Genomic DNA, 13475 nt, shown 5'->3' with positions numbered 1-13475 from the left:
TGCAAAAATGTCCTAAAGCCTCAACACATGAGGCTTTAGGACATAGGCGTCTGGGGAAGACAGCCCTCTGGCTGACCCCCAGACATTAAATATGGAATTAGATTTAAGCACCATCGTGCAAGAACTCCACATCTTTCTGCGCAGCAAATTCTTTGAACAAGGCGGACTGCTTCACTTTCTCAATAATAGATAGATCTTCTTCCGTTAGCTCAAGATTATTCAATACACTAATAGCGTCAATGAGGTTTCGCGGCTTCCCCGTACCATAAACCACCGTGGTAACCTCGTCATGACTCAGGCACCATTTAAGAGCTGCGTGGGCTACCTTGGACTTGTCTGCACCAATCTCTTCTGCCATTTTGAAAAGCTTTCCCTTCATATAGGCTTCCCGGCAGACTACTCCCATTCCTTTGCTTTGGGCTGCAGGCAGAACTTTATTTATGCTCTGATAGTCCCCGAAGTTGCAATTGATATAGACCACGTCAAAGCAGCCGGCCTCGATTTGCTTTAAATATGTATATTCACCGGAAAATGTATCAGCGCAAGCAAAGCGGATTAGCCCTTCTCTTTTTAATGCCTCAATATTGTACTTAATTTTCACCAGATAATCTGGATCATTATCTAATGCGGTCTTCATAAATGGCAGATTCAAGAATTCAATCTGGTCCCGGTCAAGCAGCTTTACAATTCTCTGAACCTCCGCCCGAAGCAGATCGTACTGAGCCATTTTTACGTTATTGCGGTCATACGTATAGCCCATTCCTTCCGGCCTTGTTTGAATGAAGACATCATATGGCGGACGCATTTCTTTTAAGTTTCTACCCAACGCTTCCTTCTCTGAGTCCATAGTCACATCGAACAGATTAATTCCGTTCTCAAATGCGACGGCTAATACTTGTTTTCTGGCATCTTGCCCAAAGCCGTCAAAGATGTAATTAGGCTTTATCGCTAGCTCAAAGTCTTCGTTGAATCCTCGCGATGCGCCGGTAGGCAAATACTCATGCCCTCCCATCGCAAGTCGCGAAATCTCTACATCTAGATTGCCCAGTTTCTTATATATCATATTTCCTCCATATATATGAAATTAGTTCAAGCTAGTGCTGTCCCTTAAAATAAGATTTGATCATCTCTTCATCCTGTCGCAAAACACATGATTCACCTTCATTGACAATACCGCCAACTGATAGAATATATGCATAATTAGCAACTTGTAGAGCCATATTGGTGTTTTGCTCAACCAACAGAATAGTCATGCCTGACTTATTAATTTGCGCAATGGTCTCATAAATCTGATCAACAATAATCGGAGCCAGTCCCATTGATGGCTCATCTAGCATTAATAGCTTGGGATGCGCCATAAGCCCTCTGATGATTGCCAGCATTTGCTGTTCGCCGCCCGAAAGAGTGCCTGCCATTTGAGACATCCGCTCTTTAAACTTCGGAAATAGTTCTACCAGGCGCTCGATGTCACTATTGGTCTCTTTCTTTGAATTTCTCAAGTAGGCACCCATAATTAAGTTTTCCTTAATTGTTAATCCAGGAAAAACCCCACGGCCTTGCGGAACATGCACTAGCCCGCGAGCAACTATAGCCTCGGGCTTTAAACGTTCAATCCGCTCTCCTAGAAACTCAATTTGCGTTTGGGCTGATGTTTTTACCAGGCCAGAAATGGACATCATTGTTGTCGTTTTTCCTGCTCCATTGGGTCCTAATAGAGCGACAAATTGTCCTTCCTTAACCTCGATATCAACGTCATGGAGCACTTGCGCCTTTCCGTAGTACGAATCCAAATGTTTAATTGTTAGCATGTCTTGGCTGCTCCTTTTCCCAAATATGCCTCTATGACTTCCTGATTTCTTTCAATTTCTTCAAATGAACCTGCTGCAATTTTGACGCCATAGCTAAGTACAATAACTCTGTCTGTTACGCCACGGACCAAATCCATAATGTGCTCAATCAAGATAATAGTTAGGCCTGTCTGCCTTAAGGTTTTTATCAGTTGTATGAGATGGGCGATTTCCTCACTGTTCATGCCTGCAGCCGGCTCATCCAGCAGTAAAACTTGTGGTTGCGTTGCTAACGCTCTGGCTATCTCTAAAAGTCTCTGCTGGGCATAGGGCAAACTCTGGGCTACGACATTTTCCTTGCCTCGTAAGCCAACTACCTCTAACAGCTTTGCCGCATCTTCCCGGAAGGTTTTCTCTTCTTCACGAAAACGACGGCCTTTACCGAGAACGTTAGCCAAGCTGGATTTAAACGCATGATTAAAGCCAATCAAAACATTGTCTAAAACAGAAAGTTGCTTGAATAAACGGATGTTCTGAAAGGTTCGCGCGATTCCGGAGGTGCAGATTTCGGCAGAATTGTGTCCGTCAATTCTCTTGCCCCCCAAGGTGATCTCGCCGCTAGTCGGTACATATACTCCTGTTATTAGATTCAAAAGAGTCGTTTTGCCAGAACCATTGGGACCGATAACGGCTAGAACTTCACCTCGACTGACCTCTAAACTAACCTCTTTTAGAGCAACAATTCCGCCAAACGACTTCGATAATTTATTTATCTCAAGAACGATACTCAACGGCTTTCACCTCTCTCTTGGAGCCAGATTCTGCTTTCTCAATTAGCGTATCCCAAGGCAGGAGCACAACCAGCAGTACGATTAAACTGAAGATCATGATATAATACTCCTGCAAAAATCGCATATATTCAGGTGCAATAGTTAAGGCAATGCCAGACCAAAGTGAACCGATAATTGATTCTTGACCACCTACAATCGCCATACTGAACAGATTAAAAGATTGTTCACCAGTAATAATCTCTGGCGACAAATATCCCGCAAAGTGCGCATAGAGTCCGCCCGAAAGACCCGCAAAAAATGCCGCGCTTACAAAGGCGAATGTCTTCATCCGGCGAATATTGATTCCCATGATCTCAGCCGCAATCTCATCTTCCCGGATTGCAGCCAATGCCCTACCGATATAAGAGTTTTTAATTCGAAGCCCCAGAACGGCAAGCAGACACATGGCAACCAGCAGAATGTAATACCAATGTAGCTCTTTAACAATGCGGAATCCTCCAATAACTACCGGAGGAATGTTATACAATCCATAAGGGCCGTTGGTCAACGGTTCCAGGTTGATTACCAACAATCTTACAACCTCGCCAAAGGCGACCGTACTGATTGATAAGAAGGGCCCGCTTAACTTAAATGATGGGATACTGAGCAACGCGCCCCAAATACAGGAGAACAAAACTCCTAGCGGGATTGTAATAAACGGCGACCATTCTAATCGAATTGCCAGAATTGACGAGGTATAGGCCGACAAAGCAAAGAAGGCAACATGGCCTAAACTGATCTGGCCAGCTATGCCGAAAAGAATGACTAAGCCGATAACAGCGATTGCATTGGCAAAGCCGCGGTTAAACACGTAGATATAGTAATTATTTGTTAATACGACCGGCAATACGGCAAAAAAGGCTAACAGTACCCATAGCCAATTAGATTTTAGTTTCTGCATGCTAAATCACCTATACCTTGTCTACGATATCTAGCTTAAATAAACCCTTTGGCTTAAATAAGAGAAAGAGCAAGAGCAGTGTAAACGTGATTACATCTTTGTACATCGATGAAATGAAGCTAGCGCCCAGTGTTTCAGTTACGCCAAGGATTAACCCGCCAACGATGGCCCCCATCGGGTTTCCAAAGCCGCCAATAATATTTGCCGCAAAGGCCTTTGTGCCGAACATAATTCCCATATCGAGTGTTATGAAGAAAACCGCTCCCGAAAGAGCACCGGCAATACCTGCGATAATGGAAGATAGACCGAATACTAAGCTTACCATCCAACTAGTATTCACACCCATCAAAGCGGCAACAGTCCGGTTTTGAGTTGTTGCCCGCATAGCTATTCCCAATTTTGTCGCCTTGAAGAGTGCCAGCAACAGTAACATGACCACAACGCAGATGCCGATTATCCAGATAGAATGCGGCATGACAAAAATCCCTGGGAGCAGTTCGAAAGGTTTAGACCCAAAGGGATTTTCTATCGTCCGTGGCGCCGTGCCCCAAACAAATCGGGCAGCATTACGAATAAAGATTGATAAGGCAATAAACGAGACCAGAGCCTTAATAGCTGGTGCGTTTTGCCGCCTAAGCGTATTAACGATCGTCTTCTCTATTAGTACTCCAAATAGAAACATAAAGCAGACTGTTATCAAAAGCGCTCCGACAAACGGCAGTTTCATGGAAAGGTACAGGGTATAGATCATAAAACTGCTGATCATGACAAACTCACCATTGGCGAAATTAAAGACGCCCGCGGCATTCCAAATCAGTGTAATTCCTAGCGCCGGCAGGGCATACAGGGCACCGATAGACAACCCTCCGATCAATAATTGTACAAATGTTGTAAACTCCATTACTTCTCCTCCAAACAAATTCTGCTAGAAGTACAACTAAGGTAATAGGATTTTCCATTGCCTAAATTTACGTTCGGCGGAGATTCCCCGCCGAACGTAAACTCTGATTATTTGCCTAGCGAATCAGTTACAGTCCAAACCCCGTTCTTAAAATCACCAACAACCTGTTTAGTTACTAAGTCGCCAGACGCACTTCCTTTATATGCGCTTTGAATGCCAACATAATTGACTTCTTTTAACCCTTTAGTTATGGCTTCTTTTGTCGTACCGTTCTTGTTCATGATATCTGCAACCATTTTGACTGCATCATAGTAACAAGCAACGTGGGTCTCGGGTTCTTCGTTTTTGTAAAGCTTTTTGTATTTATTAACCCATTCCTGAACTTTCGGATCAGGGTCGCTTGGCAGGAAGTGTGTTACGATCTTGACACCTTCCATTGCGCCGCCGGCTAGTTCTACCACATAGTCAAGTCCTAACGGTGAACCGCCGAACATCTGAACTTTTAAGCCAAGCTCTTTACTTTGGCGTAGAAACTTAGCGGTTTCGATTTCTTTGCCCAATGCTAGAACGGTATCAACGCCTTTGTTCTTAAGGCTCAAGATTTGAGCCGTAAAGTCGGTATCGCCGATATTGCAAGTCTCAAGTCCTATGGCGCCGTTCTTTTGCGCCTGCAGATTCTTTTGAATTTCTTCCATGAATCCTTTGCCATAATCTTCGTTGGTATACATGATTCCGACTTTCTTGAAGCCTTTGCCAGTTACATAATCGGCTAGAATCTTGGCTGCCACAGCATCATCGGCCCGCATTCTGAATATTGTCGGCACGTTTTGCCGGGTAATACGAACGTTAGTGGCGGAAACAACCTGAGGAACACCTTCTTTTGCAGCAAAAGGCATACTTGCAAGAACCAGTCCGCTAGAGTCAGAGCCTAGAATGACAGGGACCTTGAGATCATCGACCGCTTTTTTTACTGCGTTGATGGCTTCGCTAGACTTAACCTGGTCGTCAAGAAATACTGCCTCCAGCTTCCGGCCTTTTACGCCACCACTTGAGTTTACTTCTTCCAGAGCCATCTTTACAGCGTTGGTGATATACTCACCATTTTTGGTCAAGGGGCCAGTTAAGGAAGTGACTATAACCGCAATCTTAACTGGTCCTTTTTCTTCGGCTGGGGCTTTAGCGGCTTCTTGACCGCCACAGCCTGCAGTTACTATCATGCTGAATAGCATGATTGCCGCTGCTAAGATTCCGATGGCTTTTCGTAAACTTACCTTCATTCTCTTGCCCTCCCTTTTTATATCCCATGTAGATCTTACATGAAATTACAAGTAGCGTCTGACCCTGTTCTTACTAGCAGAGATTCATTTTCTTCAATACTTCAGTCAACCGACTGCGGTTCTCAGGAGTTAATGGCTGAATCGGCGCTCTGGCGCCTCCGACATCAAAGCCCATAATATCTAACGCTTCTTTAACAACTATAGGAAAGCTGCCTAAGCTAAACGCCATCCTAAGTGGCGCCAGCTCGAACTGAGCTTTCCGCGCCGCGTCATAGTCGCCGCTCTGGACATAGTTGTATAGATCAACAATTAGTTTTGGCGCTACGTTGGCCGATGCCGGAACCGCGCCCCTGCCACCTGCGGTCAGGATATTAAATATCACAGTATCTTTACCCGATAGGATGCTAAAATCAGTCCCGATTGAACGCATTACCTCATTGACATAAGTAAGATTGCCGCCGCTGTCTTTCATTCCGACAATATTATCGATTTCCGCTAGTCTCTTAATTGTATCGACCGGAATATCGTACCCGGTGCGGTCAGGGTTATTGTAGAGCAGAACCGGCAAATGGGTCGCCTTGGCAATCGCTTTGTAATGCTGATAAAGCTCTTGTCCGTTCGGCGTAATGAAAAAGGGGGAAATAACAGAAACAGCGTCACAGCCCACACTCTCAGCAGCTTGTGTCAGTAGGACCGTCTCAGACGTCGAAACTGCTGCTGTACCAGCATAAACCGGCACTCTTCCATTTACTTCATCGACGGCAATCTCAAACAAAGAGATTCTCTCTTGTCTCTCTAGCGAGAAAAACTCCCCTTGACTGCCTGCAATAAACACCCCATGCACTCCTGCGTTAATGACATGGTTAATAATTTTACGAAACATAGTTGCGTTAATTGAGCCATCCTTGGCAAACGGCGTTACTAGCGGCGGTATAATCCCTCTAACCTCTGTTTTCATAGTAAAATTCCTCCGATCAATTTTGTATGATGGGTTTCAGATTCTGTTGAATCTGGCATCACCTTATGAGTAGACAATACCTTTCATTCCGCATAATGGAATGGCGTTCCAAATATTTTATATTTTTTTAGAAGCTTCTTCTTCTACAAAAGCTCCTATCAAGTCCCTCTATTTGCCCACCCAAGGCATCTCGACAGTTGATTCGCAGCATTCATAACACAATCAGCGATTTGCGGAACCCCTTTGGATTTGATGCGCCCCTTAGGTCCAGAGGCTGTTATTGCCGCAAAAGCCTTCCCTTCACTATCGCGAACCGGTGCTGAGATGCAAAGCTGGTCTTCCACAATTTCCTCATCATCAACAGCAAACCCGCGACGGCGTATTTCCGGCAACTGGTCAATGAGTTCTTGCGGATCAGTAATCGTATAATTAGTAAATCGCAAGAGTGGCGCCTTAGCCAGAATCTGTTCTACAATATGCACCGGTTGGAATGCTAACAGGGCTTTCCCGCTACCGGAACAATGTATTGGACATCGTTTCCCAATTTGGGAGGTGACTCTCATGGCCTGAAAGCTCTCCAATTTCTCAACAATTACCGTTTCAATGCCATCCAATATAGAAACACTGACAGTTTCGCCGCAGTTTTGCATGAGCACCTGCAGTATCGGTACTGCTTCAGATTCTAAATTGCGAGTCTCAATTACCTTTTCGCCTAAAACACGCAATCGCAGTCCAAGCCGGTAATTCCTGGAAGTTGGCACTTGCTCGATAAAGCCTTGATATTCAAGAGTCATTAACAAGCGATGTATTGTACTTTTGGGTAGATTCAGAACTGCACTGAGTTCTCTAATGCTTAGTTCAGGACTGCTAGTCTCAAACGCGGTTAAGATTTGCAATGCCCGATCAACCGACTGTACTATTTGATTATCCACAGTTTTTACGACTCGACATTTTTTTTCCATCTTTCAGTCCTTAATGCTCCATTATCGGAAATATATGTTATTGACTAAATTATATGAATATTTATTATATTTTGTCAATCCCAACTATCCATATTCTTTATTCATTTGGTAATTATCACTGTCTTTATAGAAATCCAAGCTTCTTCCTGCTCTCCTCGCAACGGCTTTTTGGACAAAAAAGGGGCCGTCTAAAAGCAAAATGCTCTTAGACGGCCCCTTCTCTCGACAATACTACTTACTGTTCTTTTATCAATCCCGCTCTATATGCCCCCAACAGTTCTCGTAATTCGTCAATCTGGCGTTGTATCTCCCGCCCGTCATCGGTGTCTTTCACCCGCATTCGGGTCGGATGACTTTCGATGATTTCGGTTTCCGAATCAATATCTAGTTCCTCTGAGATCGCTTTTTGCATGGATTCAAATGGACGATGGGCGGCAAGCAACAGCCCGATGGAATTTGAGATTAGTGTGTAGCCGGCGATGCCAGTTTCACGCTGGTAGGCACGCGAGAAGCCGCCGTCAATTACGATCATCCTGCCGTTAGCTTTGATTGGCGACTCACCTTTTTTGACCTTGACTGGCACATGGCCATTGATTATATGACTCCGCTTCGGATCAAGCCCAAATTCCTCCAGAATCTTACACGCGGTCTCCTCTTGGTCGCGCAAATCATAGTAAGGATTGCGCTTTTCCACATGAGTAGCCGGATCGGCGATAAAATAGCGTTCAAAGGTTGTCATTTCTTCTTTGCCGAACAGCGGTGACTGCGGTGTGCACCACAAAAACCACATCGCATCCACACCATATTGTTTCTGTTCAGGATTGTCAACGGTGAAATATCCTTGCCGAGCCAGACGATCAACCCTATCGAGAAATGCCTTGCCGGCAAAGGTTTGCCCATCGACGTTAAAGCCCTTAAACGAGCCGTCTTCATTCATCGCAATACAGCCGTGATACAAGAGATTGCCATTACAAATGTGATAGATGCTGCCTTTTGAAAATAAAAAACGGACATGCTGCTGCAGCTTTTTACTATTGGTGAAGGAAAGTTTCAGTTTGTCGACGACAAGCTGTTCGGCTGCGCTCAGACTATAGACATCGTTAGGATCAATGGTTGGGAAATACGTATCCAGCAGAGGATACTCGTTTTGGTCCAGGCGAATGGTTCCCCGTTCATAATCGATTTTGTCCAGCAATAAGCGGTGCTCCATCTGATAGTGAGGCCGCCGCTTAATCATTTGTCCCTCCAGTTTAAACTGGATGATCGCCATCGCTTTGTGCATCTGCGCCATCAGCCTGAGCTCGGGATTTGTGAAATCACCTTTATTAAGAACCTTGGGCATAAAACGGTCACACGGATCCGCCGTATAGGTCTCCAGAGCAAATGATGCTAACGGCAATAGGCTAATGCCATAGCCATTTTCCAGCGCTTCCATGTGGCCATAACGCAAGCAGATCCGGATAACATTCGCCATGCAAGCTTCACTGCCAGCCGCGGCGCCCATCCAGATAATATCATGGTTACCCCATTGCAGGTCTACATGGTGGTATTCCATCAGCGCATCAAGAATCAGATGCGCCCCCGGCCCGCGATCATAAATGTCGCCAAGCACATGCAGTCTGGCAATGGCCAAACGCTGAATCAGTTCAGCCAGAGTAATGATGAACGTCGGGGCGCTGCCAGTAGCAACAACAGTATCGATCAGACTATTATAATACTCTTCTTTGCTTTCAAGGTCTTCTTGCTCATACAGCAATTCCTCAATAATCGCTGCCGCCTGTTCTGGCAAATATTTGCGAACTGTTTCCAAGCGGTATTTTGAGGTCAGCAGACGACAGAGCCTAATTAAGTGAAACAGGGTCTGCCTGCTCCACTCCGTCTGATCAGGCACCGTTTTCAGCAGCAACGGCAGTTTCTGCTCAGGATAATAGATCAAAGTTGCCAGATTGCGTTGCTCCTTCTTTGACAAAGTACTGCCAAACATCTCTTCAATCTTACGCCAGATAGAGCCTGCTCCATTCTTAATCACATGCCTAAACGCTTCATATTCGCCATGCACATCAGACAGAAAGTGTTCTGTGCCTTTTGGCAGCTGCAGAAGCGCGGATAATCTGATCATCGCGTTTGACGCGGCCTGAATCGTAGGATATTGTTCTGACAAAAGCCGTAAGTAGCGTAATTGGCTATCGTCCATTATTGGACACCTCCACTGCAAGAACTATTGGGAAAGTCTTTAGGAAAAATCGAGTATGCCAGCCACAGAGTACGCAGAGTATTCAGAGGCACCCGCGCCAGGCTATGTGTTGCCTTTTATCATTAATAAATTACAGATGTTGAATAGCTTCTCGTTCACAACTGCCATTTCCTTTATTTATGCATAGCCTGAATAAAGGATGACAAAAGTCCTATTTTTATATTTCCAGCAGGAATGACACACAAGAAGTAGAAAGAAATACGAATAGCTGGAAAATTAGCGCAGATACCATCTTCTGGGGTGATGTGGAATGGCAGATATTCTTTATACAGTGGAAAAGAAATGTCCATTGTGCGACAGAACGTTCTCTACAACAAAGGTTCGTAATAGCTTGAAGATGGTCAAGCAAGATACCGACTTTTGTACTTATTATCAGCAGGTTAATCCATATTATTATACGATTTGGGTGTGCCCTCACTGCGGCTACGCCGCGCAGGATGTGTATTTTGAAGAAGTGCTACCGACAGCAGCCGCCAATACCCTGCGGACATTCCTGCAAGCACGGGAAGTAAATGTCGACTTTGGCGGAGTTAGAACCCGCGAGCAAGCAATCGCCACCTACAAGTTAGCTATCTTCTATGCCGAAATGACGCTGACGCTGGCAAGCCGCCTGGCCGGGCTTTGGATCAAGCTAGCCTGGCTGTTCCGCGAAGGCGAACAGACGGCAGAAGAGCAATTCGCTATGACTAAGGCGCTTACTTACTACGAAAAAGCATCGCTAAAAGAAGCATTACCTATTGGCGGCTTAACCGAAATTGCGCTGCAATACCTAATGGGTGAACTGCTCCGACGAACAGGGAAGATCGATGACGCGATCACCTATTTAGGCCGCCTAGTCTCAGATCCACGTGCTCGTTCAGAAAGACGAATCGTTGATCTGGCCCGCCAATGCTGGCATTTGGCCCGGGAAGAGAAAGGCCAAGAGGAAGTTAGCGCTACTGAAGAGAGCAAATGATCGTTATAAAAAAGACCTGTAAGGATTTAAGGAGAAATCTTTGCAGGCCTTTTTACTTTTAGATCACTTCGTGTGTTTGCTAACAGCAGCAACTGATACATACAACCACCAGCTTTATTAAACTTGCTCTTCAAGCCTTGTTCACCAACAGAATTCGCTGCAACCGAGATGGTAATAATTGAACCTGCCGCGGTTAGGCCATGCACATTTAACTAGTTCCACCCGGCAGATCTTGATTTAACCATATTATAATCATATATCTCCTATCCGATATATATATTTTTAATATATTAAAAATATGGTTATAATGAACTTAGCAACAAACAATACCAGTTTCAAATTAACAACAAAACGAAAGGATGTCTGTTATGAAAAATACAATTAAATCATGGTTAGGTAGTTTAGTCAATATCTTCGCTTTTGTTCTAGTACTTTTATTTTCAGCTGTATTATCGATTCTATAAGTTATGCACAACACTCAAATTAGTATAATCCAGAATGTAGACAAAACCAGCTTTCAGCGCACGGGCTTGAAAGCTGGTTTTGTCATAAAAGCTGTGTTTTACCCATAAGGTGAAAGGGCCTTTAACGCGAGGCAAACAATGAGCGCTAGTGCTCCGCACCTTATATTACAAGGCTTTAGGGGCTCTGGAAACTTATAAAGTTAGACGTTATAAAGAAGACCTGCAAAGATCTCAGAGAAATCCTTGCAGGCCTTTTTACTTTTGGCTCATTTCGATTGTTTACTGACCGAGGCAATCTGATACATACAACCGCCAGCTTCGTTAAGCTTGCTCTTCAGGCCTTTTTCATCAATAGAATTCGCTGCAACCGAGATGGTAATAATCGAACCTGCCGCATTCAGCCCAGTCGCTTTGCGGGACAGCTCCACTCGGACTACTGGTTCGCCGTAACTCTTAATATCGCTGATGATCTCTTCCACTGAACGCTCGGTGTCGCCAACCTCAACGCTATATTGGTCCAGTGTGCCACTATTGCTCTGAGTATTGTTCAATGAAATCACCCCTTTCATTACTAGTATATATTTCGAATCTACTTCGGCATTACCCTCTAAGCCTGACTCATAATTTGAATTTGTCTTATCCGGACTATTATTGCCGAAGTAACAATACTCTACCCTGCCTGATTCGACAAATCCGAGAACTTGGTAAATTGTTTATGGAAGAACAATTGTACAGTATCAACCGGGCCATTACGGTGTTTAGCAAGAATAACTTCGGTGATGTTTTTCCTTTCGCTATCCGGATTGTAGTAATCATCGCGGTAAAGGAAGGATACGATATCGGCGTCTTGCTCGAGTGAACCGGATTCGCGAAGGTCGCTGAGCATCGGGCGTTTAACTTGGCGAGATTCGACGCTACGGGAGAGCTGGGATAGAGCGATGACTGGAACGTTAAGTTCCCGGGCCAGTTGTTTTAAAAAGCGGGATATCTCCGAGATTTCCTGCTGGCGATTTTCGCCTTTGCCGTTGCCGCTACCTTGCATTAACTGAAGATAGTCGATGATGATTAGCTTCAGGTCGTGTTCAATTTTCAGTCTGCGGGCTTTAGCCCGCATCTCAACAGCAGTTATACCAGCCGTATCGTCAATGAACACTGGCGCACCTGACAGACGGTCGGCGGCTTTGACCAGACGACCCCAGTCGTTTTCCTCAAGTTCACCGATACGCAGACGCTGCGCGTCAATCGGCGCTTCGGCGCAGAGCATTCTCTGCACAAGCTGTTCTTTCGACATTTCCAGGCTGAAGATAGCTACCGCCTGTTTTTCGCGAATTGCCACATTTTGAGCAATATTTAAGACAAAGGCAGTTTTACCCATACTAGGACGGGCGGCGATCAGAATCAAATCTGACGGCTGCAAGCCGGACATCAGTTTATCGAGATCCTTAAAGCCTGTGGGTATGCCGGTAATGCCACCTTTTGAATTATAAAGGCTTTCGATTTTATCGAGGGTGTTGAGAATGATGGTCTTGATCGGCATAAAGTCTTTACCGACCTTACGATTGGCAACTTCAAGGATCAGTTGCTCTGCCTTGTCAAGAATCATCTCTACTTCTTCATTATCATCATAGCCCATCGTGGCGACCTGAGTCGCAGCATTGATTAACTGGCGCAGTAGCGCCTTCTCTTCAACAATACGGCAATGGAACATCACGTTGGCTGCCGTCGGAACGCAGTTAGCCAGATAGGTAACATAGGAAATGCCGCCAACAGCTTCGAGCTTATCCTCTTTACGCAGTTGCTCGACAACAGTAATCATGTCAACATTCTCGTTGCGCCCTGACACTTCCATAACTGCATCAAACACGATTCGGTGCGACTCACGATAAAAGTCCTTTGATTGCAGGACTTCCGAGGCCTTGGAAATGGCCTCTTTCTCTATTAGGATCGCGCCAAGCACAGCTTGCTCAGCTTCGATATTTTGCGGGGGTACGCGATCGATCATGTAAACTCCTCCTTATCGGCCGTTGATAAGGCCCCATCTGCGTTGTTGGCCCTGCGGGAGCTCGCTTGCCGTACCACCGTGTACTATCTGCGCTCGCTTCCTCGGGCCGCCTAGCATCTGGGGCCTTCTGAACGGCCTAAGCCTAACGGATCTCTATAATCTCTAGGTCAAACTGAGTACCCTC

At 45.2% G+C, this 13475-nt stretch carries 12 protein-coding genes; 1 reads left to right on the top strand and 11 read right to left on the bottom strand.

Annotation, left to right across the window (positions count from 1 at the left end; translation table 11 throughout):
• Positions 1-103: 103 nt before the first annotated feature.
• The 9 genes from AXX12_RS13250 to AXX12_RS13210 all read right to left on the bottom strand — a co-directional run bounded on the left by AXX12_RS13250 (position 104) and on the right by AXX12_RS13210 (position 9810).
• On the bottom strand, positions 104-1063 hold the full coding sequence (locus AXX12_RS13250; RefSeq protein ID WP_066243562.1) for an aldo/keto reductase: 960 nt from the start codon (positions 1061-1063) through the stop codon (positions 104-106).
• Positions 1064-1094: 31 nt separating this feature from the next.
• On the bottom strand, positions 1095-1808 hold the full coding sequence (locus tag AXX12_RS13245; RefSeq protein ID WP_066243559.1) for an ABC transporter ATP-binding protein: 714 nt from the start codon (positions 1806-1808) through the stop codon (positions 1095-1097).
• Complete coding sequence (locus tag AXX12_RS13240) at positions 1802-2578, bottom strand: ABC transporter ATP-binding protein (RefSeq protein ID WP_231881892.1); 777 nt, start codon at positions 2576-2578, stop codon at positions 1802-1804. Before AXX12_RS13240 ends, AXX12_RS13245 begins: the two co-directional genes overlap by 7 nt.
• The gene (locus AXX12_RS13235) at positions 2562-3518 is read right to left on the bottom strand and encodes a branched-chain amino acid ABC transporter permease (RefSeq protein WP_066243557.1); all 957 of its coding nucleotides are present in this window, start codon (positions 3516-3518) and stop codon (positions 2562-2564) included. Before AXX12_RS13235 ends, AXX12_RS13240 begins: the two co-directional genes overlap by 17 nt.
• A 10-nt stretch (positions 3519-3528) precedes the next feature.
• Positions 3529-4419 (bottom strand): branched-chain amino acid ABC transporter permease, encoded by an 891-nt coding sequence (locus AXX12_RS13230; RefSeq protein ID WP_066243554.1) that lies wholly within the window; start codon positions 4417-4419, stop codon positions 3529-3531.
• A 107-nt stretch (positions 4420-4526) separates the two neighbouring features.
• A complete protein-coding gene (locus AXX12_RS13225) occupies positions 4527-5696 on the bottom strand; it encodes an ABC transporter substrate-binding protein (RefSeq protein ID WP_066243550.1) in 1170 nt (389 codons plus the stop codon).
• A 73-nt stretch (positions 5697-5769) separates the two neighbouring features.
• Positions 5770-6654, bottom strand: coding sequence for a 4-hydroxy-tetrahydrodipicolinate synthase (gene dapA, locus AXX12_RS13220; protein WP_066243548.1), 885 nt, complete (start codon positions 6652-6654; stop codon positions 5770-5772).
• A 158-nt stretch (positions 6655-6812) separates the two neighbouring features.
• Complete coding sequence (locus AXX12_RS13215) at positions 6813-7616, bottom strand: IclR family transcriptional regulator (RefSeq protein ID WP_066243546.1); 804 nt, start codon at positions 7614-7616, stop codon at positions 6813-6815.
• A gap of 235 nt (positions 7617-7851) precedes the next feature.
• A complete protein-coding gene (locus AXX12_RS13210; protein ID WP_066243543.1) occupies positions 7852-9810 on the bottom strand; it encodes a fructose-bisphosphatase class III in 1959 nt (652 codons plus the stop codon).
• A 310-nt stretch (positions 9811-10120) separates the two neighbouring features.
• Between AXX12_RS13210 and AXX12_RS13205 the strand changes: the two genes are divergently transcribed.
• Positions 10121-10825 carry a DUF2225 domain-containing protein gene (locus AXX12_RS13205; protein ID WP_066243541.1) on the top strand — a complete coding sequence of 235 codons (705 nt, stop codon included), beginning with the start codon at positions 10121-10123 and terminating at the stop codon, positions 10823-10825.
• Positions 10826-11555: 730 nt separating this feature from the next.
• On the opposite strand, the gene AXX12_RS13195 is transcribed toward AXX12_RS13205, so the two are convergent.
• Positions 11556-11840, bottom strand: coding sequence for a hypothetical protein (locus AXX12_RS13195; protein ID WP_066243535.1), 285 nt, complete (start codon positions 11838-11840; stop codon positions 11556-11558).
• A 119-nt stretch (positions 11841-11959) separates the two neighbouring features.
• Positions 11960-13291, bottom strand: coding sequence for a replicative DNA helicase (gene dnaB / locus AXX12_RS13190; RefSeq protein ID WP_066243533.1), 1332 nt, complete (start codon positions 13289-13291; stop codon positions 11960-11962).
• Between the last annotated feature and the right edge of the window lie 184 nt (positions 13292-13475).

Origin of the sequence: Anaerosporomusa subterranea (assembly GCF_001611555.1) — a bacterium.
In the GTDB taxonomy this organism is placed as follows: domain Bacteria; phylum Bacillota; class Negativicutes; order Sporomusales; family Acetonemataceae; genus Anaerosporomusa; species Anaerosporomusa subterranea.
The sequence above is the reverse complement of the archived record's forward strand: the minus strand, read 5'-3'. Positions and strand labels throughout refer to the sequence as shown.

Bases quoted from the DNA above. Each gene is read 5' to 3' on its own strand.
- AXX12_RS13250 (WP_066243562.1), bottom strand. From the start codon at position 1,063: ATGATATATAAGAAACTGGGCAATCTAGATGTAGAGATTTCGCGACTT.
- AXX12_RS13245 (WP_066243559.1), bottom strand. From the start codon at position 1,808: ATGCTAACAATTAAACATTTGGATTCGTACTACGGAAAGGCGCAAGTG.
- AXX12_RS13235 (WP_066243557.1), bottom strand. From the start codon at position 3,518: ATGCAGAAACTAAAATCTAATTGGCTATGGGTACTGTTAGCCTTTTTT.
- AXX12_RS13230 (WP_066243554.1), bottom strand. From the start codon at position 4,419: ATGGAGTTTACAACATTTGTACAATTATTGATCGGAGGGTTGTCTATC.
- AXX12_RS13225 (WP_066243550.1), bottom strand. From the start codon at position 5,696: ATGAAGGTAAGTTTACGAAAAGCCATCGGAATCTTAGCAGCGGCAATC.
- dapA (WP_066243548.1), bottom strand. From the start codon at position 6,654: ATGAAAACAGAGGTTAGAGGGATTATACCGCCGCTAGTAACGCCGTTT.
- AXX12_RS13215 (WP_066243546.1), bottom strand. From the start codon at position 7,616: ATGGAAAAAAAATGTCGAGTCGTAAAAACTGTGGATAATCAAATAGTA.
- AXX12_RS13210 (WP_066243543.1), bottom strand. From the start codon at position 9,810: ATGGACGATAGCCAATTACGCTACTTACGGCTTTTGTCAGAACAATAT.
- AXX12_RS13205 (WP_066243541.1), top strand. From the start codon at position 10,121: ATGGCAGATATTCTTTATACAGTGGAAAAGAAATGTCCATTGTGCGAC.
- dnaB (WP_066243533.1), bottom strand. From the start codon at position 13,291: ATGATCGATCGCGTACCCCCGCAAAATATCGAAGCTGAGCAAGCTGTG.